22 protein-coding genes are annotated in these 22,383 nt (G+C 40.0%); 12 read left to right on the top strand and 10 right to left on the bottom strand.

Annotation, left to right across the window (positions count from 1 at the left end; genetic code table 11):
* Positions 1-56: 56 nt before the first annotated feature.
* From L659_RS0116935 to L659_RS0116945, 3 genes are all read right to left on the bottom strand, one after another.
* Positions 57-1,238, bottom strand: coding sequence for a cystathionine beta-lyase (locus L659_RS0116935; RefSeq protein WP_024591304.1), 1,182 nt, complete (start codon positions 1,236-1,238; stop codon positions 57-59).
* Between the two features lie 9 nt (positions 1,239-1,247).
* Positions 1,248-2,168, bottom strand: coding sequence for an NAD(+) diphosphatase (gene nudC, locus L659_RS0116940; RefSeq protein WP_007586996.1), 921 nt, complete (start codon positions 2,166-2,168; stop codon positions 1,248-1,250).
* Positions 2,169-2,342: 174 nt separating this feature from the next.
* Positions 2,343-2,846 (bottom strand): LabA-like NYN domain-containing protein, encoded by a 504-nt coding sequence (locus L659_RS0116945; RefSeq protein ID WP_007586991.1) that lies wholly within the window; start codon positions 2,844-2,846, stop codon positions 2,343-2,345.
* 150 nt (positions 2,847-2,996) lie between these two features.
* Here L659_RS0116945 and L659_RS0116950 point away from each other — a divergent pair, with 150 nt between their 5' ends.
* Positions 2,997-3,620: a hypothetical protein gene (locus L659_RS0116950; protein ID WP_010555313.1), complete on the top strand. Its 624-nt coding sequence runs from the start codon at positions 2,997-2,999 to the stop codon at positions 3,618-3,620.
* Complete coding sequence (locus tag L659_RS0116955) at positions 3,620-4,363, top strand: DUF3307 domain-containing protein (protein ID WP_010555314.1); 744 nt, start codon at positions 3,620-3,622, stop codon at positions 4,361-4,363. Before L659_RS0116950 ends, L659_RS0116955 begins: the two co-directional genes overlap by 1 nt.
* 127 nt (positions 4,364-4,490) lie before the next feature.
* On the opposite strand, the gene L659_RS0116960 is transcribed toward L659_RS0116955, so the two are convergent.
* Entirely contained in the window at positions 4,491-5,885 is a 1,395-nt protein-coding gene (locus L659_RS0116960; protein WP_007586988.1) for a DEAD/DEAH box helicase, read from the bottom strand.
* A gap of 200 nt (positions 5,886-6,085) precedes the next feature.
* On the bottom strand, positions 6,086-6,925 hold the full coding sequence (locus tag L659_RS0116965; RefSeq protein WP_024591305.1) for an isopenicillin N synthase family dioxygenase: 840 nt from the start codon (positions 6,923-6,925) through the stop codon (positions 6,086-6,088).
* Between the two features lie 580 nt (positions 6,926-7,505).
* Here L659_RS0116965 and L659_RS0116970 point away from each other — a divergent pair.
* Positions 7,506-8,708: a bifunctional alpha/beta hydrolase/OsmC family protein gene (locus L659_RS0116970; protein WP_007586983.1), complete on the top strand. Its 1,203-nt coding sequence runs from the start codon at positions 7,506-7,508 to the stop codon at positions 8,706-8,708.
* A 58-nt stretch (positions 8,709-8,766) separates the two neighbouring features.
* Here the strand turns inward: L659_RS0116970 and L659_RS0116975 are convergent, their stop codons facing one another.
* Positions 8,767-9,534 (bottom strand): alpha/beta hydrolase, encoded by a 768-nt coding sequence (locus L659_RS0116975; RefSeq protein WP_024591306.1) that lies wholly within the window; start codon positions 9,532-9,534, stop codon positions 8,767-8,769.
* 129 nt (positions 9,535-9,663) lie between these two features.
* On the opposite strand from L659_RS0116975, the gene L659_RS0116980 reads away from it, so the two are divergent.
* Complete coding sequence (locus L659_RS0116980) at positions 9,664-9,987, top strand: hypothetical protein (protein WP_010555318.1); 324 nt, start codon at positions 9,664-9,666, stop codon at positions 9,985-9,987.
* A 72-nt stretch (positions 9,988-10,059) separates the two neighbouring features.
* Here the strand turns inward: L659_RS0116980 and L659_RS0116985 are convergent, their stop codons facing one another.
* The 3 genes from L659_RS0116985 to aspS form a co-directional block, all read right to left on the bottom strand.
* Positions 10,060-10,656 carry a pentapeptide repeat-containing protein gene (locus tag L659_RS0116985; protein ID WP_024591307.1) on the bottom strand — a complete coding sequence of 199 codons (597 nt, stop codon included), beginning with the start codon at positions 10,654-10,656 and terminating at the stop codon, positions 10,060-10,062.
* Positions 10,657-10,672: 16 nt separating this feature from the next.
* Positions 10,673-10,903, bottom strand: a complete 231-nt coding sequence (locus L659_RS0116990; protein WP_007586979.1) for a hypothetical protein — start codon at positions 10,901-10,903, stop codon at positions 10,673-10,675.
* A 118-nt stretch (positions 10,904-11,021) separates the two neighbouring features.
* Positions 11,022-12,800, bottom strand: coding sequence for an aspartate--tRNA ligase (aspS, locus tag L659_RS0116995; protein WP_024591308.1), 1,779 nt, complete (start codon positions 12,798-12,800; stop codon positions 11,022-11,024).
* Positions 12,801-13,046: 246 nt separating this feature from the next.
* Between aspS and L659_RS0117000 the strand changes: the two genes are divergently transcribed.
* The 6 genes from L659_RS0117000 (at position 13,047) to L659_RS0117025 (ending at position 19,629) form a co-directional block, all read left to right on the top strand.
* The gene (locus L659_RS0117000; RefSeq protein ID WP_024591309.1) at positions 13,047-13,895 is read left to right on the top strand and encodes a DUF72 domain-containing protein; all 849 of its coding nucleotides are present in this window, start codon (positions 13,047-13,049) and stop codon (positions 13,893-13,895) included.
* Between the two features lie 24 nt (positions 13,896-13,919).
* Positions 13,920-14,420 carry a M48 metallopeptidase family protein gene (locus tag L659_RS0117005; RefSeq protein ID WP_024591310.1) on the top strand — a complete coding sequence of 167 codons (501 nt, stop codon included), beginning with the start codon at positions 13,920-13,922 and terminating at the stop codon, positions 14,418-14,420.
* A gap of 232 nt (positions 14,421-14,652) precedes the next feature.
* Complete coding sequence (locus L659_RS0117010; protein WP_029769928.1) at positions 14,653-16,836, top strand: YHYH protein; 2,184 nt, start codon at positions 14,653-14,655, stop codon at positions 16,834-16,836.
* Between the two features lie 89 nt (positions 16,837-16,925).
* Positions 16,926-17,366, top strand: coding sequence for a hypothetical protein (locus L659_RS01000000123060; RefSeq protein WP_032827137.1), 441 nt, complete (start codon positions 16,926-16,928; stop codon positions 17,364-17,366).
* Positions 17,367-17,588: 222 nt separating this feature from the next.
* On the top strand, positions 17,589-18,947 hold the full coding sequence (locus L659_RS0117020) for an ATP-binding protein (RefSeq protein ID WP_231389599.1): 1,359 nt from the start codon (positions 17,589-17,591) through the stop codon (positions 18,945-18,947).
* A gap of 4 nt (positions 18,948-18,951) precedes the next feature.
* Positions 18,952-19,629 carry a response regulator gene (locus L659_RS0117025; protein ID WP_024591313.1) on the top strand — a complete coding sequence of 226 codons (678 nt, stop codon included), beginning with the start codon at positions 18,952-18,954 and terminating at the stop codon, positions 19,627-19,629.
* Positions 19,630-19,781: 152 nt separating this feature from the next.
* On the opposite strand, the gene L659_RS0117030 is transcribed toward L659_RS0117025, so the two are convergent.
* Positions 19,782-20,468 (bottom strand): DUF3334 family protein, encoded by a 687-nt coding sequence (locus L659_RS0117030; RefSeq protein WP_007586957.1) that lies wholly within the window; start codon positions 20,466-20,468, stop codon positions 19,782-19,784.
* A 116-nt stretch (positions 20,469-20,584) separates the two neighbouring features.
* Here L659_RS0117030 and cmoA point away from each other — a divergent pair, with 116 nt between their 5' ends.
* Complete coding sequence (gene cmoA / locus L659_RS0117035; RefSeq protein ID WP_007378000.1) at positions 20,585-21,310, top strand: carboxy-S-adenosyl-L-methionine synthase CmoA; 726 nt, start codon at positions 20,585-20,587, stop codon at positions 21,308-21,310.
* 12 nt (positions 21,311-21,322) lie between these two features.
* Positions 21,323-22,291, top strand: coding sequence for a tRNA 5-methoxyuridine(34)/uridine 5-oxyacetic acid(34) synthase CmoB (gene cmoB / locus L659_RS0117040; protein ID WP_024591314.1), 969 nt, complete (start codon positions 21,323-21,325; stop codon positions 22,289-22,291).
* The last annotated feature ends 92 nt before the right edge of the window (positions 22,292-22,383 follow it).

The raw sequence follows: 22,383 nt of genomic DNA on the forward strand, positions 1-22,383 counted from the left end.
TGTGGTGAGCTTTGTAACAATACATTTAAATGTAACAGCATAAATTGCGATATAAATTATAAATGCCGCTTATAAACCTCAAGTGCTTGGCTTAAATCGCTAATTAAATCTTCTACATCTTCAAGACCTATGTGCAAGCGAATAACCGGCCCTAAATCCCAACCTGTATTTGAGCGCAACCCTTTCATGGTTAAATTAGCCGTTACCAAACTTTCAAAACCGCCCCACGAAAAGCCCATTTTAATATGCTCAAGGCTATCTAAGAATGCATCAATCGCTTTTTGATTGCCGGTTTTCATAACAAATGAAAACAACCCATTACTGCCATCAAAGTCACGTTTAAAGAACTCATGCCCTGGGCAGCTTTCAAATGCAGGGTGTCGAATATGATCAACAAGCTCATGTTGTTCAAGCCATTTAGCTACTTCTATTGCTGCTTTTTCATGTTGATTTAAACGCACACCCATTGTACGCAGGCCTCTAAGTGCTAAATACGCATCATCGGCACTGGTACATTGCCCTAGTAAGTATGAGTTTTCGCGCAAGGTTGGCCAATACTTTTTATTAGCAACAGCCACCCCCATCATCACGTCTGAATGGCCAACAATATACTTTGTTGCAGCTTGAATACTAATATCAACACCGTGCTCTAACGGGCGATAATGCAGACCGTTACCGTAGGTATTATCAAGCATGGTCATTACGTTGTGCTCATTGGCTACTTTTACCATAGCGGGCACATCTTGCACTTCCATCGTAATAGAGCCTGGAGATTCTAAAAACAACACTTTAGTATTTGGCTGAATGTAATCTTTAATACCTGCGCCAATGGTTGGCGGGTAATAGGTTGTTGTAATGCCCAGCCCCACTAAAATTTTATCGCAAAAATCGCGAGTTGGTTCGTATACGTTATCAACCATTAAAATATGATCACCGGTTTTTAAAAACGATAAAAATACTTGGCTGATCGCCGCAGCGCCACAAGGGTACAATGCACACCCTTCGCCGCCTTCAAGTTCTGTAATCGCTTCTTGTAGCGCAAAGTGTGTTGTTGTTCCTCGGCGCCCATAAAATAACGTTTTATCGCCACGGGTTTTAGCTGCTTCTTTTAAATCGGCTACAGTATCAAATACAATGGTAGATGCACGCTGTACAACGGGATTTACTACGCCATGTGTATAGGCTTTTTTTCGCCCTGATGATACCAGCTGAGTGTTTTTATTACTTTTACTCGACATTGTTAATCCTTAAGGGTTTGTGCGCCAATGCTCAATTAAATAACGAGAGATAGAATCGGTTCTAGGCAGCTTTAAATGCTCGCCTTCTTCGTGCCAATTACCAAATTGCTCTAAGTCTTCACGACTAAACCATTTTGCATCGTCTAGCTCTTCTTTATCTACGTTAATTTCCTCAGATGTCGCCTCTGCAAAAAAACCAAGCATAATGGACGATGGGAACGGCCATGGCTGAGATGCAACATAACGTACGTTATCAACCTCTATACCTGCCTCTTCTTTAACTTCACGCGCAACAGCTTGTTCCAGTGTCTCCCCTGGGTCTACAAATCCAGCAAGCGACGAATACATACCAGTGGGCCACGCGGCTTGGCGACCTAATAAACAGCGTTCTACTCCGTCAGCAAAGACTTTAGTAACCACCATAATTACCGCAGGATCGGTGCGCGGGAATGTAGGATGCTTACAGTTTTCGTTTTCACACACTCTAGAGTGCCCGGCTTCCACTGAACGGTTTTTACTACCGCAGCGCCCACAAAAACGGTGCGTGGCATGCCAATAACATAACCCTCTCGCAAGGGCGGCTATTGAGGCATATTTAATGGTTACTTGAGGCCCATATTGGCGAATATCAAAAAACTGAGCGCCCTCTATTAAAGGCGTAAGTACGCTTTCATCCAGATCAGATACATCCAATGCAAACACACCATGTTTAGCATTATTTAAACCAACAAAAATAGCACTCGTTAAATCTAAATGCGCCACTTGTTGATACGTTAAATAGCTTACTTTAGGGGTATCTTTAATAAATAGGGTTTGATTATTTTTAACTAAAACCCATTTACTTTGCGCCGACATTTGCGCTTTAAGCCACGATGGGTCTTTACGAAAATTTGAGCCTCTATCTAGTGGCATGTTGCTATAATGAAGCATGTAAGTCCTTGGTAACTCGTTATGCTTTAAAATTACCATAATCATTTAGCAAACCCAATTGATTACAGTAATAAAAAAAGCCTATATAAGGCTTAATTCATCTATTACGGCTTTGTATTAAAATCTCTCATGTTGCAGGCACTTAGCTTGCACTTTTTTAACTATTTTTTACTGTTAAAGTAGCAAAGTATTATCAATTAAATGAAATTGCTCTGCGCTTTGTTTTAATACCTCAGCGGTTAACCGGTCAGCACCGTATACATCGCACGGTACATTATATTGATTTTTTAAATGCCCAAGTAACAAAGCAAAGTCACCATCGCCAGAGAGCAAAATAACCTTATCAAGGCTTTTACCCTGCTCTAACATGTCTATTGTTATACCTACATCCCAATCGCCTTTAGCACTTCCATCACGGCGTTGAATAAATGGCTTTAGCTTTACGTCAAAACCAATCGCACGCAAAATATTTTGAAACTGATTTTGCTTTTCATCACCTCGATAAATAGCGTACGCAAAAGCACACTCAATATTGTATTGCGCCTGCATTACCCGCCAAAACGCATTGTAGTCAAAGTTTTTTCCGTAACTCTCGCGGCACGTGTAATAAATATTTTGCACATCAACAAAAATACCTACGCGTGGTTTCGTGCTTTGCTGCTCGTTTTGTAAAGTCATTTAGTGTCCTAGTGAGGATTAATAGCAATAAAAGTAACGTTATAAAATAAGTGTACCTTGCAATTTATATTTAAGTAACCTAAATTAGTTACATACCCTTATGTAACCAATATTGGTTACACATTAAAAAGTAACCATTTTGAGATTTTTATGATTGGTGTGATCAGCGGCGATATTATTAAATCGCAAACAATCCCTAAGCAGCAATACGATGCCATGCTTTATCAACTAGAGCAAAGTTTGCGAAACATTTCGGGGGAGCAAACACTTTGGAATATATACCGAGGCGATGCCTTTCAGTTACAAGTTAATAATCCTGAGCTCCTTTTTAAAAATGCCATACTTGTATATTTACACCTTAAATCGTCAGGTTATGAGCTACGGCAAAGCTTGGCACTTGGGCAAATAGATAACCCACGCAGCGATATAAAAACAGCAACCGGTTCTGCTTTTACCCTTTCGGGGCAAGGCCTTGATAAAATAGGTAATCAACGCTTTGTTTTTAATATTAATGAGCAGCAGCTTGATGAAAGCTTAAATCTTAATTTAGCCTTTGCCGACGTATTACTCACTAAAATCACGCAAAAACAAGCAAATGCCCTGTATGTCTATTTAACATCATCAGACAACAGCCACGCGGCACTGGCTAAAGAGCTTAAAACAAGTCGCGAAAATGTAACAAAACTACTAAATTTAGCGCACTACCAACTTATAGAGCGCTTTATTAAGCACACACAACACGTTATAAAAAATATAATTAAAGGAGGTGAATAATGGAGTTTTCACTTTTACTGGTCGCGCTTATTATTGGCCACTTACTCGCTGATTTTTACTGGCAACCTATGAGTTGGGTAAACGACAGAAACACCCGTCACTTTAAAGCCAGTAAGCTTTATTTTCATGTACTTGTGCATGGTGTAACAAGTGCACTCATTATTACCGTGTGGGAATACACATTCGGGTGGCAACAACTAAGCAGTGTTTTAATTGCCACGGCGAGCATTATGCTGAGCCATTACTTTATTGATATAGCTAAATCATATTCTAATAAAGGCGTGGTGCCTTTTTTACTAGATCAAATAGCGCACATACTCGTTATTATTGCGCTCAGTATTTGGCTAACTGATAACAATAGCTTTATGGCTGCAATTAATAATATGCTCACTGATCCCAAAATACTGTGGGTGGTATGCGGTTATTTAATTATTTTGAGCCCCAGCGCCGTATTTATAAGAATGATGTTAGAGCGTTTAACAAGTAACTTTTCAAGTACTGGTAGCTTACCGCTTGCAGGGCAAAGCATTGGTATGTTGGAACGCGTACTTATGCTGAGCTTTATATTGCTTGACCAATTTGCAGGCCTTGGTTTTTTACTTGCGGCAAAGTCGGTATTTAGGTTTGGTGATTTAAGTGCAAGCAAAGATAAAAAACTTACCGAGTACGTTATGCTCGGCACACTACTTAGCGTAAGTGTGACTTTATTTGTAGGTTTGGGTATTAACTATTTAATCAGGTAGGCAATACAGTAAGTACAAATTACAGACAATAAAAAACGCGCTGCTTCTATTTATTCAAAAGAAGAGAGCGCGTTTTTTGTATCAGCCTTTAACCAAGTTCTAAATTAATTAAACGCCAATATGATCATTAATCGTTATTTGTGCGACGACGGCGTTGGCCACTACCGCCAACAGATTCACGCTTTGCCCATGGGTTTTGCGCATTATCATCTGTTTTAGCTGCTGGCTTTTTAGAACCACCACGACGAGGGCCGGTACCATTACCACCATTGTTCGGCTTTTTACTGTTAGGCTTGCTGCTATCAGATTTAGGCTTATTAAAAGGCTGCTTTTTCTTAGGCTTTTTAGACGGCAGTGGGCGAGCATCTAATGCGCGCTCTGCTACTGGGTTAATAGGCTCAAAACCGTCTTCTTCAGCACGTGGGATAAGCTCACCAATAAAGCGCTCAATACCGTATAAGTCAACAGCATCTTCTGTTGTTACAAACGAAATCGCATGACCCGACGCACCAGCACGGCCTGTACGGCCAATACGGTGAACGTAATCTTCATATACATTTGGTAAGTCGTAGTTAACAACATGCGGTAATTCAACAATGTCTAAACCACGTGCAACAATGTCTGTTGCTACTAGTACGCGTACTTCACCACTTTTAAAACCATCAAGTGCTTTAACACGTGCGCCTTGTGATTTATTACCATGGATAGCCGCGCCTACAATATCATCTCGCTCTAGTTGTTTAACTAAGCGGTTAGCACCGTGCTTTGTACGGCTAAACACTAACACTTGTTGCCAATCGTTAGTGCGAATCAAGTGGCTTAGCAATGCTGTTTTACGTGTTTTATCTACCGCATAAACACACTGAGTAACACTTTTTGCAGTGGTATTTTTTGCAGCAACTGAAATTTCAACAGGGTCATTAATTAACCCTTTTGCTAATGCACGAATTTCGTCAGAAAATGTAGCCGAAAACATCAAGTTTTGACGTTTAGCAGGCATTTTAGCAATTAAGCGTTTAATGTCGTGAATAAAGCCCATGTCTAACATGCGGTCAGCTTCATCGAGTACAAGCACTTCAACGCTATCAAATTTAACTGCATTTTGATTATGTAAGTCGATTAAACGACCCGGCGTTGCTACTAAAATATCAACACCTTTACGAAGACGCTGCATTTGTGGGTTAATTTTAACGCCACCGTAAACTACAAATGAGCTCACATCCGAATGCTTAGCGTACTCTTCAACGTTTTCGCTTACTTGCAAAGCAAGCTCACGTGTAGGCGTTAAAATAAGTGCACGTACGTGGTTACTTTTAGCTTTAGGGCCAGACGACAAACGCTCAATAAGTGGTAATGTAAAACCCGCTGTTTTACCTGTACCTGTTTGCGCTGCTGCCATAACATCACGGCGTTCAATAATTGCAGGAATTGCTTGAGCCTGAATCGGCGTTGGCGTTTCATAGCCCTTTTCTAAAACCGCATTAACCAAAGACTGTGATAAACCTAAACCTTCAAAACTCATATAAACTCTCTTTTAAATTAGGCTACGTTAGCCAGTTGCGCGCATTATACCTGTAGTAGCTAAGAATGCATGCCATTATTTACGTTGCGAGCAATTGAGCATAGCTTAATAAAATTAAACCTGTGCTCAAGTTGCTTAAAAATGCAAAAAACGGCCATAAGCCGTTTTTTGTTTATACTTAATTACTCTAAGTATAAGAGTTACTTAACACCTAACTCACGCAGGCGTTCTTGCAAGTAGCTATCTGCCGTGTAGCGCTCTGAAAGCACAACATCTGGATGCGGGTGTAAAAATAACGGTAGTGATATACGCGATTTAGTAGATGCTTTACCCGTTGGGTTAATTACACGGTGAATTGTCGATGGGAAATACCCGCCCGACGCTTCTTGTAACATGTCGCCGATATTAATAATTAAGCTGCCAAAATCACATGGCACGTCTAACCAACCGCCATCTGTTTTTTGAACTTGTAAACCAGGCTCATTAGAAGCTGGTAATACAGTCAATAAGTTAATATCGCCATGGGCTGCTGCGCGAATAGCACCTGGCTCTTCATCACCCGTCATAGGCGGATAATGTAGGATACGTAACAATGTTTGCTCAGAATCGGCAATCATGTCTTTTAAATCAATCGAAAACTTAGCACGTACATCAGCCGGAGATTCAGCCTGAACCCAACTTAACAATGTGCCAGCAAATTCACTTGCTAAACGGTAGTATTCACGTACATCAGCTTCAAGCTCTTCAGGAACGCGACCTTTAGGGTACACATGGAAGTACTCTTTAATGTCTTTTATTGTAAAGCCTTTCGCTACTTCAGATACTGAAGGCGGAAAATAACCGTCTTGAGTTTCTTTAGAGAATAAAAAGTCGTGCTTTTGCTCTGAGTTAAAAAAGTCTTGCCAATTTTTGTAAATAGACTCAACTAAAGACTGTGGGATTGGGTGGTTTTTTAAAACGCCAAATCCAGTATTTCTTAACGATTCAACAAATTGTGCAGCCGCATCGGGAGCTTTATAATCAACAGTAGGTAATTGCATTGTACGTTCCAGTGAATAGGTTGTGTGCAGTGAGTTGCTTTTAATAGTGCTAAATTACTTATATAAAGTAGCAAAGCCTTCATTATAGCGCTATGCGAGCATAGACAAATGACCTCAAAAACATAAGGACATATGTCCGCAAAGCATAGTCACCGCCACTTGGCTTGATCAAGATCAACTTATAAAAAAACGTTGAATTTGCAAGGTTTAGTACTTATATCTGGTCTACTAGGGCGTGCTGACCTTTGGTGGGTGAATTTGCAGCAGACTGTTTGGTATTTAAGCAAGGCAGAGCCTATGATGTGTGGTTGTTCCCCATAAATAGGCGATAACGCAGCATAAATGCCAAACATGCGCTACCCTTTGGGTTCTTTCTAGGGACGATTAACTCTTTGTTGCCTACATGGATGTAGGTAAGGGGCGTGAGCAGGACGCGGAAGCTTTGCTCGGTTTTTACTTAGTCCACTAGGTTACAAACCTCGCGCCGCGATTAAATCGCCCCTAGATTGAACAAATTTCAATCCACAACGGTCAACACGCCCTAATATAATGTATTTTATTTGTGTAAATAAGGCTCCCCATGCGACAAAAAGTATCTTTTAAAAGCGGCGATTTAGAACTTGCCGGCCAACTTGAACTTCCCTCTGGTGACGTTAAGTTTTACGCGCTATTTGCACACTGCTTTACCTGCGGTAAAGACATTGCAGCAGCCACACGTATTAGCCGAGCTTTAACACAACAAGGTATCGCCGTACTGCGTTTCGACTTTACCGGTTTAGGTAATAGCGATGGCGACTTTGCTAACAGTAACTTTTCATCAAACATTCAAGATTTAGTATCTGCGGCAAATCATTTACGTGAGCATTTTGCGGCGCCGCAACTACTCATTGGCCACAGTTTAGGCGGGGCTGCCGTTCTTGCTGCTGCGGAGCATATTCCTGAAGTATCGGCTATTACAACCATTGGTGCACCGTCAGATGCGCAGCACGTAGCGCATAATTTTGAAGCACACCTTGATGAAATTAACGCAGCAGGTGAAGCTAAAGTAAACTTAGCCGGTCGTGAATTTACTATTAAAAAACAATTTATTGACGATATAGCCAAGTACGATAAAAGCCACATAAGTAAACTTAAGCGCGCATTATTAGTAATGCACTCCCCTATTGATGCGACGGTAAATATTAGTGAAGCTGAAAAAATTTATGCATCAGCTAAGCATCCTAAAAGCTTTATTAGCCTAGATAACGCCGATCACTTACTTACTAATAAAAACGATGCCGACTACGCTGCACAAATAATTGCAACGTGGGCAAACCGTTATGTTAAGTACGACAAAACTAAATACACGGCAAGTTTAACGGGTGGCAATGTACTCGTTGAAGAAAAAGACCATGTATTTACTCAGCACGTAAGTACAAAAGATCATACTTGGCTTGCAGATGAGCCAATAAAAGTAGGTGGTAAAAACTTAGGTCCTGATCCGTATCATCACTTATTAGCGGGGCTTGGTGCCTGTACGGCAATGACACTGCGTATGTACGCTACACGTAAAAACTTACCACTGGAGCATGTAAAAGTAGAGCTTGATCACACTCGCGATTACAACAAAGATTGCGACGATTGTGAGCAAACAGGTAACCTTGAAGCAATTACCCGTAAAATCACTTTACGTGGCGACTTAACAGAGCCACAACGCCAGCGTTTACTCGAAATAGCCGACAAATGCCCTGTGCATAAAACACTACATAACAACCCAGTTATTGTAAGTGAACTGGTAGAATAACTGCCGTAAAATTAATATAGCGCAGGTAACACTGCGCTGTGATTTAACTTTTATAAACCTAATTTTTACTATCTAAAAATCCCTCTACTTCTTTACTCATTCTGTCCACCAGCCATTTTGGCCCGCCATCGTACATATCGTTATGGCGAGATTTTTCTATTAGTGTTTGTGTAACAGGAAACTTATCCAGCTCTGAATCGTTTAACAACACATTCGCATCAGCTGGGTAATCACTACCGCGAAGTGTAAGTACGCGAATGTTTTTATTGCGCGGGATCAACATGCGGCGATGATCGAGCGTAATAATAGTGCTAACTTCGTTTGGATAAATAGAGCCATATAATGCGGAAATATCACCGCCATTAGAATGCCCAAATAAGGTGAGTTTTGTAAAGTCGTACGCTGGGTATTTACTCGATAGCTCATTAACTAAAAACTTAAGCGTTGCTACGCCACGATGCCAGTTTTCCATGCGAGTGGTTAAATAAGGCTGCTCACGATTAAGGTCAGGGTCGGTTTTTAATTTATGTGCAACGGCTACTGTTAAGTATCCACGCTGATTAAACACATTACTAGCAAACGTGTATTCGTTATGGCTAATCCCGTAGCCCGCATTAATAAACGCTACAGAGCATTTTACTTGAGCTGTACACTTAGCATTGTTACTTGGTAATGTAATATTGATAGGAATAGTGCGATTGCGGCTTTCATCAGTTATAACGCCATCGTTTGCATAGCTTGTTGCGCCTATTACTGATGTGCTTATAACTGATGTACTTAGAGCTAGTGCGCTTAATATAAAAAGCTTTTTAAGTGTTTTTTGCATATTTAAATTTATATAAATTATTGTTTTTAATTAAAAATAACTTTTACTTTATAGCTTTGCATTCTCTATTGTCAAACTATGCGATAATAGCCGCCATTGTTTAAATATATTTAGTAAAAGATCCAATAAATGAAATCATACAATAGCATTCAAGAACGTATAGAAATTTTAGAAGACAAACTAACGGCAATACATGACGAAATCGAAACACTAAAAGCACCTGCTAAAAACAACAATGAACGTATTATTTTCAAGTTTATTGAAACAGGCAGCACAGGTAAAACGAAGGATTTTGTTCGTGAGTTAGGTATTAAATCACCGCGTGACGGTTTGTTTTCGTCAGGTGACGTTACAAAACTAATTAAAGATGGCGCTGAAGATATTTCACCTGCGTTATTAGAAATCGCAAGACAGCTTGCCAGTGCACGTAATAAAAATGGCCCAAGCCGTTAATTACCCAGTCACGCAGTATCTAGAAGCCCAGCCAAGCTGTCGCTTCTAGATATGTAATCATATTAAACTAAATTAATCACACAATTCTATATTAAGGCAGGTAAGCAAATTAAGTGCTTCGAAGCGATCAAACTTAGCATTCGCTAAAATATTATTATTCAAATCTATATTAAACGCTGTCGCACCTACAAAATCACATTTTGTTAAGTTAGTTTGAAAAAACTCACTATCGCGAAAATCTGTTCCTGTAAATTCACTACCGCTTAAATCAGCGTGTCTAAAATCAACATTTTTGGCAAAGCAGTGTGTTAGTTTGAGGGCTTTGAGGGTTAATTCAAAAAAAGAACTATTACTGAGCTCGCAATAATTAAAACTCACCGGTGCGTTAATACTAAGCGCTGGCCAATCTACATCAGCCCATTGCAAACTATTTAATTTACAGTGGCTAAAACTTACATTTTCAAGCGAGCTGTAGTTCCATTTTAGTGACGATAAATTACAGTTTTTAAAACTACATTCTATAAATCGGCAATTTTTAAACTGCCCGCCTGAAAAGTCGCAATCGATAAATATACATTCTTCAAACTCAGAGTTTTCAGTTAGCTGCTCTGCGTACTGCAAAGCATTAAATTGCTCATCAAAATACTGGTTATTGTTACTTAACAACACAATTCACCTATTAAATTTAACCCGTGTAGCCATTACTTTTAGGTAAATCTTTTTTAAGCGCAAGCACTGCAATAAAAATCAAAGCAAATAGTGGAAATAGCGCTAAACAGCCACCCACAAAAGCTAAAACACCCGGCATAGTACTTTTACGCTTACCTATTTTATAGCTAATTACAGCAAAAATAGGAATACACAGCACAATAATAAAAACTAAAAACTCACCAAATAAGGTTGCATTGATCGACATAATAATTCCTTTTCATCTGTTCGTTTAAAATACACTCTGCAGCAAATTTAACCATAAAAAAACCCTTAGGCATATAGCTTAAGGGTTTTTAAATTTAGCTCAAAGAAGCGAAACAAGATTACTCTTCGTTAGGTATCGCTTTTTCTACAACACTTATTGCAAGTTCAGCTAACGAATCAAGGTTAGGTTTGCTTGGCGCGTTGGTTAATAAACACGATGCTTGTGTTGTTTTAGGGAAAGCAATAACGTCACGAATGTTATCTGTACCACATAAAAGCATTGCTAAACGGTCAAGACCAAATGCTAAACCTGCATGTGGTGGTGTGCCGTATTTAAGTGCATCAAGTAAAAAACCAAACTTGTCTTGTTGCTCTTGCTCGTTAATACCTAAAATTCTAAATGCAGTTTCTTGCATATCTGCATTATGAATACGTACCGAACCGCCACCCACTTCGTAGCCGTTTAATACCATATCGTAGGCATCTGAAATAGCAGCTGCTGGGTTTGCTTCAAGCTCACTGGCGTTAATGTCTTTTGGTGCAGTGAATGGATGATGTACAGCATGTAATGTGCCTTCGTCATCTTCTTCAAACATTGGGAAGTCTACAACCCAAAGTGGTGCCCAGCTATTAAGGTTAGTGATTTCTAAATCAACACCAATCTTAACGCGCAGTGCGCCCATTGCTTCATTTACTGTGTTGCGCTTATCGGCACCAAATAAAATGATATCGCCAGACTGTGCATTAGTACGCTCAAGTAATTTAGTAATTACGTCTTCGCTTAAAAACTTAGCCACTGGTGATTGAACGCCTTCAGCGCCCGCAGTGTGGTCGTTTACTTTCATCCACGCCATGCCTTTAGCGCCGTAAATACCAATAAACTTAGTGTAATCGTCAAGCTGTTTACGAGAAAGCTTAGCGCCACCCGGTACAGTTAACACAGCAACGCGACCTTTTTCGTCGTTAGCCGGACCTGAGAAAACATTAAACTCTACGTCTTTAACTAAATCTGCAACATCAACTAATTTCATTGGGTTACGTAAATCTGGCTTATCAGAACCGTAAAGGCTCATTGCCTCGCTGTAAGGCATGATTGGAAAATCGCCTAAATCAACGTTTAACAATGTTTGCCACATCTCGCGGATCATTTTTTCAGTCATACCACGTACTTGATCAGAACTCATGAACGAGGTTTCTATATCTATTTGGGTAAATTCTGGTTGGCGATCGGCGCGTAAATCTTCATCACGGAAACATTTAACAATTTGGTAGTAACGGTCAAAACCCGACATCATCAACAATTGCTTAAATAACTGTGGAGACTGTGGTAAAGCGTAAAAACTACCTTTGTGAACGCGGCTTGGTACTAGGTAATCGCGCGCACCTTCTGGCGTTGCTTTAGTAAGTACAGGTGTTTCGATGTCTAAAAAGCCGTTTTCATCTAAAAAGCGACGAACAAAGCTGCTTGCTTTAGCACGTAATTTAATACGGTCACTCATTTCTAGACGACGTAAATCTAGGTAGCGGTATTTTAAACGACGCTCTTCTGAGTTTACTTGGTTAAAATCAAGCGGTAATGGCTCAGAGCGGTTAATAATATTAAGCTCTTTACCTAAAATTTCGATCTCCCCTGTTGCCATGTCTTTATTTACTTGGCTGTCTGGGCGTGCGCGAACAATACCTTTTAACTGAACACAAAATTCTTGGCGAAGTGTGTTAGCTGAACTCATTAACTCTTCAATGTCAGAGTCGAATACAACTTGTACTAAACCTTCTCTATCGCGTAAATCGACAAAGATAAGTCCACCAAGGTCACGTCGTTTGTTGATCCAGCCACATAGTTCAACTTCTTGATCTACGTGAGTTTTATTTAGCTGTCCGCAATATATAGAGCGCATAGTTTTCCTGTCAGATAAAAGGCTTAAACGGCTAAACTTATTTGTTTTAAGGCGTGTGATTTAAAAAACAGGTCACCACAATACAAATAAAGCCGCTAGCAATCTAAAAATAATCAAATTAAGCCCTGCATTATACCCAAGTAGTATCAAGATGCTAGGGCGTGTGCCGCTTTTGCCCCTGAATTTACAGCAGCTTGTTTTGTTATTTGCTACACTATCGCCACTTTATAATAGGCGCTAGTTTGTATGTTATATATTGGATGCCCGCAGTGGTCGAGTAATGCATGGAAAGGCAATTTATTTTCAAGCCAATGTAAAAACGCCGATATGCTTAGCCAATACGCACAACATTTTAATTCTGTTGAAGGCAATACCAGCTTTTACGCTGATCCTTCGCCAAGCACCGTATTGCGATGGGCAAACAGCGTACCCGACGATTTTAAATTTACTTTTAAGTTTAATCGTCGCTTTAGCCACGAGCTGCATCTAACTAATGTTCAAACCGAGCTTACTGATTGGCTTAACTTGTTCTCCCCTATTTTAGAAAAAACTGGGCAAATCATGCTGCAATTACCTAAAGCATTTGGTCCTGGTGACTTACCCAAACTCGCACAATTTATTAGCCTATTACCAAAAGAGGTTAATTACGGTGTAGAGGTACGTCATACTGCGTTTTTTCAAAAGGGCGAAGCCGAAATAGCGCTTAATCAGTTATTAATGGCAAACGACATAAATCGCATATCGATGGATACTCGCGCCCTATTTGCGGTAAAACCAACAACCGAAGCGCTAATAGACGCACAGCAAAAAAAGCCGCATTTACCCGTGCATGCCATTGCTACAAGCACGCAACCCATGGCGCGCTTTGTTATCGCCGATTTACAAAACGACTATAAACCCTTTTATAAACCGTGGCTAAGTAAAGTAAAACAATGGCTTGATGAAGGAAAAACCCCTTATGTGTTTTTTCATACAGCAGATAACCGAGAAGCGCCATTATTAGCAAGGCAGTTTTGCAAAGACCTTGGTTATGATCACAAAGCATTAAACCCATTTACTGGCGAAAAAGAAGCCCACCAGCAAGCACTTTTTTAAAAGTAAAACGACAGAGAAGCAATAATGAGTGAATACGCACGTTACTTTACCGGCTACCCTGCAAACATTGTTGAACAGGTATTAAGCCTAATCAAAAACAAAAAAGTAAGTAACTACTTACTTAAAAAATACCCGCAAGCGCATACCATAACCAGCGATAAGTTACTTTATAGCTACGCCACCGAACTTAAAAAACAATATTTAAAAAATGCCCCGCCGTTTGGTCGCGCTGCATTTAAAAAACAAGGCGACATGGTCACCAACGCACTTGGTACGCATACTTACCGTATGCAAGGTAAAACCCGTAAGCACGATTTGGCAATTAACAGCGATTTGCTGCGCGCACCCGAGCCACTACTAAAAGCATTAGTAGTACACGAACTCGCCCATTTTAAAGAGAAAGATCATAACAAAGGCTTTTACCAACTTTGCTGCCATATGGAACCGAGTTACCACCAGCTAGAGTTAGATTTAAGAATTTTTTGTGTGGTCGTCGCAATGGGAGAAAATCCTTATTTAAAATAAGGGTTTTACCGTTGTTTAACTGAGTGAAAATAACGCCCATGCTTAAGTTAATATTTCCTTCCATAACCAAGCGTTCATACCCAGTCTTTTATCCCCGTAAGCAACTCACAACTTAACGCCTTTTCGCTTAATAAAAACAAAAAAGTTTAAAACTACATAATTGCCCTACATTTGAGAGCTACACTCTTAATAGCTAATTCTTTCTATGTACTCTTAATCTTTGGAGTTTTAAATGATGAAAAATACCCATGCCTTTTTACTCAGTGCACTGTGCTGCTTAACCTTAAGTGCCTGCAACGAGCAAAACAGCCAATCACTTGAACAATCAAAACTCAATGATTTTACTCTAACAAGCTCAAAGGTAAGCGATGGCGGTAACTTGCCTATTACTTATACGTGCGATGGGCAAAGCATTAGCCCTCCACTTAACTGGAGCGGTGCACCTAACACAACCAAATATTATGCGTTAATTATGGATCATAAAGCGCCAGAGGGAATGCATTGGTATTGGACCATGTACAACATTTCCGCCGATAAAACACAAATTAAAGCGGGCGAAACTCTCGGTGAAGTAGGCTCTAATAGCGTAAACGATTTAAACCAATACGCGCCACCTTGCTCTAAAGGCCCGGGTGAAAAAAGCTATACTTATACTGTGTACGCATTATCTGCACCGGTTACCTTTAATAGCGATACAAAAGTAGATCGCTCAGCATTACTCGCCGCTGTAAAAGATATTACTCTCGATACTGCAAGTATGACGGTTAAATACTCGCGAAGCGCCAGTAGCGCCGAGCACAAACCGGATTCAAAACCAACACCAAACGAGCAACCAAAGCCTGATAAATCATATTTAACCGCTAACGTAAAATCACCTCGCTGCGATGCTATTACACAATCAGTAAATAATGCAGGGTTTGATAAAAGCGTATCTGTTACGTGCGATGAGCAATATGCTTATATTGCCTCATCTACTTACCCTGATCATGACGTAATGACAGGTATTACAGGTACTAACGAGCAAATACCCGTTCCAGCTAAAGACTACGCCGCACCTATAAAACTAAACCCTAAAAAAGCAAAAACAATTACAACAATTGATGCAGCCGTAGGTGTTGCCGTTAATGGCGTACCAATATACGACTATTCTTCGCAAGGTGAACTGGACGTAAATAACTACGATGAAAAACACGACACGTTAGCACTCGGACAGTTAGATATATGTGGCGGACACGCAGGACGAGGTGATGACTACCATTATCATGTATCGCCAACGTGTATGATTGACACAATGAAAAACCAATCAAGCGATGCCATTATTGGTTGGGCTTACGATGGTTACCCGCTGTATGGCAGTAAAAACCCAGACGGCAGTGCAATTGCCAAAGGTGACCTTGATGTATGTAACGGACAAACCGATGACACATTTGGCTATCGCTACCAAACATCAGCTACGCCGCCGTATATTATTCAGTGCTTAGTAGGTGAAGTAGATACAGCAAAATTACCAAGAGTGTCACCACTGAGTGGCGATACTCAAGGTATAAGAGCCGACTTGCGCCCGCCACAAGGAGGCGTTGAAAACTTAACGCACACAATCTCTGAAAACGGCAGCCGTACAATGAGCTATTCATACAAAAGTGAAAACTACTTTACTACCTACAGCCCTGCATCACAGGGAAAAGACTGCTATAGCTTTAAACAAAAAACTATCAGTAATGGTGGCAAAGTTCAAACAGGTACATTTTGTAGAGGTCCGCAACCAAATCACCTTACTCCTACAGTCACTAAGCAAAATACAAATTCTGCCATTACAGGCAAGCATAACTTAAAGCTAGAAGCATGGGCTGATAACTGGTTTACAGCCTACATAGGCGAGCAGTTACTTGTTGAAGATTCTGTGCCTATAACCACAGAGCGCTCATTTAATGCACAAAGCATTACGTTTTCTGCAAACTACCCTATTGAGCTTAATTTAATAATTAAAGACTTTAAGCAAAACGACACTGGGCTTGAATACATCGGTGCTAAAAATCAGCAAATGGGTGATGGCGGTTTCATTATGCAACTTACCGACACCGATACAAATAAAGTAGTTGCCGTAAGCGATAAAAGCTTTAAATGCGAAATACTTCACAAAGCGCCACTTAACAAATTATGCGAAAGCGAATCAAACCCAGTCGCGGGCGAAGGCGTTTGTACATTTATGTCAAAAGAAGCGCCAACTAACTGGCTACAAAGTAACTTTGATAACGCAAACTGGGCTAATGCAGTAGAGCACAACTTTGCCGATGTAGGACCAAAAGACGGTTACGACGATATTAACTGGGATGAAAACGCAAAATTCATATGGGGCGAAGACTTAGAAACCGACAACACCCTTATTTGTAAAGCAACTATTGAGCAACCTCAATAAACAAAAAGATCAACCGCCTCAATAAAAGGTAGTAATTATGTATTTTTTTAAAAAATTAAAATGGCTAATGCTAGCGTGTATTTTAACAAGTGTGCGCCCATGTATTAAAAAACACAACAGCCCAAGTAATTTTAAGAGACGGGCAAGTTGAGGTTAAAGTATTAACTAATGCTGAGCATTTAATTTCAGCGCTGCAAAGCGAGCAAGCATGGCTTATGGGCGATATTGATAAGCTTATGCCTACAAACTTAAGTGCAGAGCAACAAGAAGAGTTTGTAAAAAATGCACTTAAACAAAAAACGAGCTTACGTGTAAATCAGCAAGTTATCGTGTTTGAACGCGTCGCTTTTACCACCAGCAACAACGAAGCGCACGACCTAGAAATTGTTTTTCAAGCGAAGCACACATTTACAACAGTAGATGAGCTTGCCATATCGTTCCCTAAAAGTTTAGGTGCAGTACACGCAAGCTTTGTAAAACCACAATATAAGTTACTGGGTGCTGGCGATACCGCAAAAATAAAGTTCTAGTCCAAATATCAACATACCTAAAAAGCTTACTCAAAAAGGATTTTAGTAAGCAACTCCCTAAATACGCTAATTGTAGGCACATAATCAATATGCAATACTGCTTGGTACGTTAACGTCATGATTTTTACTATTTGCCAATCAGTGAAATTAATACATAAATTCTTTTTAGCTTTTTTTATCACTAATATCGCCCTTGTTGGGCTTATGTTTGTGTTTATATACATGACCTTTTCGTCAGGGTTTAACAACTTTGTTGAACAAGAAGAAACAAAGCATGTAGCAATGGTTAAGCAGCAACTTATTGAGCTTTATAGCGAATTAGGCAGTTGGCAACCTATTACGCAAAGCACGCAATTATGGCGCTCTATTGTAGAGCCGCAAAAAAAGCCTGGCGAGCCTAAAACGAATAAACACACAAGCACCCCACCCAAACCAAATAACAGCAATGCAACGCCTTCTTTATTGTGGGTACACTTACCTGCAGGTTCCCTTAAAACAGGGCAGCGTATAAGTTTATATGATCAAAATAAAAAGGTTGTTGTTGGTAGAGCTAATTTAAACGACAACCCACATATAGAGCCTATTTTATTAAACAATAACGTTATAGGCTGGATAGGTTTAGTCCCTTCAAAACTTGTGCAAAGTAGCCCAGCAAAAGCATTTTTAGCAGCGCAATTTCATAACTATTTTATGATCACATTACTCGTTATTGCGCTCGCATTTATTATGGCTATTGTGTTATCTCGCCATTTAATAAAACCAATAAAGCAAATAGTAACTGGCACCGATGAGTTAACAAAAGGAAATTTTGCCAGCAGAATATCCTCCTCTAGTAAAGATGAGCTAGGTACCCTATCCAACAATTTTAACGCCTTAGCCCACACGCTTGAGCAAAACCAACAAATGCGATTTCAATGGGTGTCAGACACATCCCACGAATTAAGAACCCCACTTACCGTACTACGCTCGCATTTACTAGCCGTACAAGATGGCGTATTTACAGCCGATACAAAGCGCATTAATTTACTCATAAACCAAGTAGATAATTTAAGTCACATTGTTGACGACCTAGCTCAACTAGCACAAACAGATAGCGTTAATTTAACCTATAGCAATGCACGCATTGATTTAATAAACATTTTTGAGCAATCAATTGAAAACTACACCGCTCGCTTTAAAGAGCGTGAATTAAATGTAGACAGCAAAAGCTTAACCAAGGCCGGCAAATGTATAATAAATGGCGATAAAGAACGCCTTGTGCAATTATTTTCAAACCTGTTAGAAAATACCTGCAGATACACGCATAAAGGTGGGCAAGTAATAATACTTGCCAACAAAACACACAATAATATTGAGCTTATTTTACAAGACTCAGCACCAAGTGTTTTACCAAACGACTTACAAAAATTGTTTGAGCGTTTTTATCGCGTTGAAAAATCTCGAAGCCGAGAGCACGGCGGCTCGGGCTTAGGGCTTGCGCTTTGCAAACAAATAGTAGAGGCACATGGCGGTCAAATATCGTTGTACAACTCACCACTTGGTGGGCTAGAAGTAAAAATAACGCTGACACTTTTAGGTTAAAATAATGGCATCACAAAAAATACTTATCGTTGAAGACGAAGAAAACATTGCAGAGGTACTTATTGCCTACGCTAAGCAACAAGATTACGAAACTGATCACTTTAATAGTGGCAAAGGTGTAGTTAGTTTTGTAAAACAAAACGCTGTAGATTTAATACTTCTTGATTTAATGCTGCCAGATGTTGATGGCACAGAGCTATGTAAGCAAATTAGAGCATTTTCAAGTGTGCCTATTATTATGCTTACCGCAAAAAGTGAAGAAATAGACCGCTTACGGGGTTTAGAGCTCGGCGCCGATGACTACATATGCAAACCCTTCAGCCCTAAAGAAGTTATAGCGCGCATAAAAGCCGTACTAAGAAGAACCAGCCAGCCTAAAGCCAACATCATCAATCATAATAATTTCCAATTGCACAAAGACGATTTCGAAGCACGCCTTAACGGAAAAAGCATTGGCTTTACCGCCGTCGAATTTAAAATCTTTTTACTATTTATAAGTCACGTAGGGCGTGTTTTTACCCGCGAAGATATTATTAATAACGTATACAGCGACACAACCGACATCTCCGATCGCAACATAGATACACACATTAAAAATATACGAAAAAAGATTAACGACATTCAAGCAGGACTAAACCCAATAGCAGCGGTTTATAGTGTGGGTTATAAGTTTAAAGAGTAGGTTTACTTATTCAAATAAAGCTAACATGACGAAAAAGCGCGATATAAATCGCGCTTTTATTTTAATCACTAACCTGAGCACTAATAACTAAAGATTAATAGCTGAGCAGTCGTTGGGTTTCGTTTCACTCAACCCAACCTACGTAAATAGACTTAAAGCCCTAAGCCTGCCATGAAATCATCATCGGCATCGTCTTGCTCTACTGCTGTAGATGCTTTTTCTTTGTCCGCTTTTTTACGTGCTTCGTTTTCAATTATGTCGTCTGGGTCTAGTGCTTCTGCAATATCAAAGTCGTGTAATTTAATAAACTCTGTTTTATCCATCGCTAATTCCAAGTAAAAGATATTTTGCTTACTTGTAGTGAATGTTACGCGGCGGGCTTGCGGGCGATCCATGGTGGTATCTACCGATATTTGCACTTGCTTGTTTATTGCCATCATTTTTGGCTGGTTTTGTGTAATTGAAGTATGTAACTGCTCGCGCACTTTAGACGTAAAGTCGCCAACAATTTGATTCATCAACTCGCCTAGTACGTTTGATACGTCGTCTGATAAATGGCTATGCGCTATTTCATCTTCTGGCATTCCCATGTTGCGCATGTAATCGCCATAAATTTCCATCGCCGCTTGCGAAGTAAAGTTGGTAATTACAAGCCCTGTAAAACCGCCGTCAAATAAAACAAAGCAGCCAATATCTGGTCGCATACATGTACGTGTTATTTTTTGCACCATGGCTGAGTAGCTAATACCATTACCGCTGGCTGAAGTGAGTACGCCTGTCACTGAATGACAAAGGGTTGCTAATATATCGTCTGTGCTGATGACCTTACTTTTGCTCATTTAATCTTCTCTTTTATACTTATTATTCATAATTCTAGTCAAGCTACTGAATTTATCACTGACTATCCAGTATAAAATGTTAAAATAGCGCCATTATTTACAAAGAGACTGCCTTCGTGACCATAAAAGACAGTATTTATGCCTCTGAGCAACAAGTAAAAGATTTTAGCTTTGACCAAAATGTAGTCGAAGTTTTTCCAGATATGATCCAGCGATCTGTGCCTGGCTACGCAACTATTGTAAGTACAATGGGTAAACTTGCGGGTGAATACGCGCAAAGTAACTCAAATCTTTATGATTTAGGCTGCTCACTGGGTGCAGTAACGCTTAGCATGCGACGAAATATTCGCACCGATAACTGCCATATAATAGCGGTAGATAATTCTCAAGCTATGGTTGAGCGTTGTAAGGTACATTTACAAGGTTTTAAATCAGATGTGCCTGTTACTGTTACTTTAGGCGATATTAACGAGCTTGAGATTCAAAACGCCTCAGTAGTAGCAATGAACTTTACGCTGCAGTTTATTCCACACGCACAGCGCCAAGCCGTGCTTGAAAAAATATACGCTAACTTAAAGCCCGGTGGCGTGCTGCTACTTAGCGAAAAAATTAAAGCTGAAAACGAGCAATGCGACAATTTATTGATTGATTTGCACCACGACTTTAAACGACACAATGGTTACTCTGAGCTTGAAATAAGCCAAAAGCGTACCGCCATCGAAAACGTTATGCGCCCAGATACACTAAGCGCTCACTTTACTCGCTTACAAGATATTGGTTTTAGCCAAACTCAAGTGTGGTATCAATGTTTTAATTTTTGCTCAATGGTAGCAATTAAATAAAGAGAGTCATCCATGTCTCAATGGTTTAACCAATTTTACGCATCTATCGCACAAAGCCCACTTAGTCATTGGCTAGAAACCTTGCCTGCACAATTAAAACATTGGCAAAACGAGGCTAGCCACGGTGATTTACCTAAATGGCAAAAAGTACTTAAAAACTTGCCAGAGGTGGCTACAACACACGTTGATATTTCTACTAAGGTAGAAATTGGCGCACCAGGGGAGATGAGTGATGGCGAGCAAAAGCAAGCCATGCATTTATTAAAACGCATGATGCCATGGCGCAAAGGCCCATTTAGTGTGCACGGAATTGAAATAGACACAGAGTGGCGCAGTGATTGGAAGTGGGACAGACTCCTACCTCATATTGAGCCATTAAAAGGCCGCACCGTTTTAGATATTGGTTGTGGCTCAGGTTATCATTTATGGCGTATGCGCGGTGAAGGCGCAGAGTTTGTAGTGGGTATTGATCCGTCTGATTTATTTTTATGTCAGTTTCAGGCAATTAAACACTACAACCCAGACGAAAACGTGCATTTACTGCCACTAGGCGTTGAAGCATTACCGGAACTTAAAGCGTTTGATACGGCTTTTTCGATGGGCGTACTTTATCATCGTCGCTCACCTATCGACTTTTTAGCACAGTTAAAAGCACAGCTACGCCCCGGCGGCGAACTCGTACTTGAAACGCTAGTAATTGAAGGTGATGAAAACACAGTATTAGTCCCTACCGACCGCTACGCTAAAATGCGCAACGTTTGGTTTATTCCAAGTACTGCAGCATTAAAACTCTGGATGGAACGCGTTGGCTTTAAAGATGTGCAAATAAAAGATTGCGCTATTACCACGCTTGAAGAGCAACGCAAAACCGATTGGATGGAAAACGAATCGTTAATCGACTTTTTAGATCCAAACGATACAAGTAAAACAATTGAAGGCTACCCCGCTCCACTTCGAGCCATATTAATCGCAAAAGCATAGCTGTTAATTTAACGCCTTTAATACTAAAAAAACGCCTACGGGCGTTTTTTTGTTTATTTAAACAACAGACAGCGGACAAGTGTCCTTGTTAA

The sequence above is a fragment of the Pseudoalteromonas sp. S8-8 genome (assembly GCF_000497875.1).
Lineage (GTDB): Bacteria > Pseudomonadota > Gammaproteobacteria > Enterobacterales > Alteromonadaceae > Pseudoalteromonas > Pseudoalteromonas arctica.

What these genes read in the sequence shown, in the direction of transcription:
- L659_RS0116990 (WP_007586979.1), bottom strand. Translation starts at nt 10,903, where the DNA reads ATGTCGATCAATGCAACCTTATTTGGTGAGTTTTTAGTTTTTATTATT.
- L659_RS0117000 (WP_024591309.1), top strand. Translation starts at nt 13,047, where the DNA reads ATGTTATATATTGGATGCCCGCAGTGGTCGAGTAATGCATGGAAAGGC.
- cmoB (WP_024591314.1), top strand. Translation starts at nt 21,323, where the DNA reads ATGTCTCAATGGTTTAACCAATTTTACGCATCTATCGCACAAAGCCCA.
- L659_RS0116935 (WP_024591304.1), bottom strand. Translation starts at nt 1,238, where the DNA reads ATGTCGAGTAAAAGTAATAAAAACACTCAGCTGGTATCATCAGGGCGA.
- L659_RS0116965 (WP_024591305.1), bottom strand. Translation starts at nt 6,925, where the DNA reads ATGCAATTACCTACTGTTGATTATAAAGCTCCCGATGCGGCTGCACAA.
- L659_RS0117030 (WP_007586957.1), bottom strand. Translation starts at nt 20,468, where the DNA reads ATGAGCAAAAGTAAGGTCATCAGCACAGACGATATATTAGCAACCCTT.
- L659_RS0116950 (WP_010555313.1), top strand. Translation starts at nt 2,997, where the DNA reads ATGATTGGTGTGATCAGCGGCGATATTATTAAATCGCAAACAATCCCT.
- L659_RS0117005 (WP_024591310.1), top strand. Translation starts at nt 13,920, where the DNA reads ATGAGTGAATACGCACGTTACTTTACCGGCTACCCTGCAAACATTGTT.
- L659_RS0116960 (WP_007586988.1), bottom strand. Translation starts at nt 5,885, where the DNA reads ATGAGTTTTGAAGGTTTAGGTTTATCACAGTCTTTGGTTAATGCGGTT.
- L659_RS0116975 (WP_024591306.1), bottom strand. Translation starts at nt 9,534, where the DNA reads ATGCAAAAAACACTTAAAAAGCTTTTTATATTAAGCGCACTAGCTCTA.
- L659_RS0116955 (WP_010555314.1), top strand. Translation starts at nt 3,620, where the DNA reads ATGGAGTTTTCACTTTTACTGGTCGCGCTTATTATTGGCCACTTACTC.
- L659_RS0116980 (WP_010555318.1), top strand. Translation starts at nt 9,664, where the DNA reads ATGAAATCATACAATAGCATTCAAGAACGTATAGAAATTTTAGAAGAC.
- L659_RS0117025 (WP_024591313.1), top strand. Translation starts at nt 18,952, where the DNA reads ATGGCATCACAAAAAATACTTATCGTTGAAGACGAAGAAAACATTGCA.
- aspS (WP_024591308.1), bottom strand. Translation starts at nt 12,800, where the DNA reads ATGCGCTCTATATATTGCGGACAGCTAAATAAAACTCACGTAGATCAA.
- L659_RS0116970 (WP_007586983.1), top strand. Translation starts at nt 7,506, where the DNA reads ATGCGACAAAAAGTATCTTTTAAAAGCGGCGATTTAGAACTTGCCGGC.
- nudC (WP_007586996.1), bottom strand. Translation starts at nt 2,168, where the DNA reads ATGCTTCATTATAGCAACATGCCACTAGATAGAGGCTCAAATTTTCGT.
- L659_RS0117020 (WP_231389599.1), top strand. Translation starts at nt 17,589, where the DNA reads ATGACCTTTTCGTCAGGGTTTAACAACTTTGTTGAACAAGAAGAAACA.
- L659_RS0116945 (WP_007586991.1), bottom strand. Translation starts at nt 2,846, where the DNA reads ATGACTTTACAAAACGAGCAGCAAAGCACGAAACCACGCGTAGGTATT.
- L659_RS0117010 (WP_029769928.1), top strand. Translation starts at nt 14,653, where the DNA reads ATGATGAAAAATACCCATGCCTTTTTACTCAGTGCACTGTGCTGCTTA.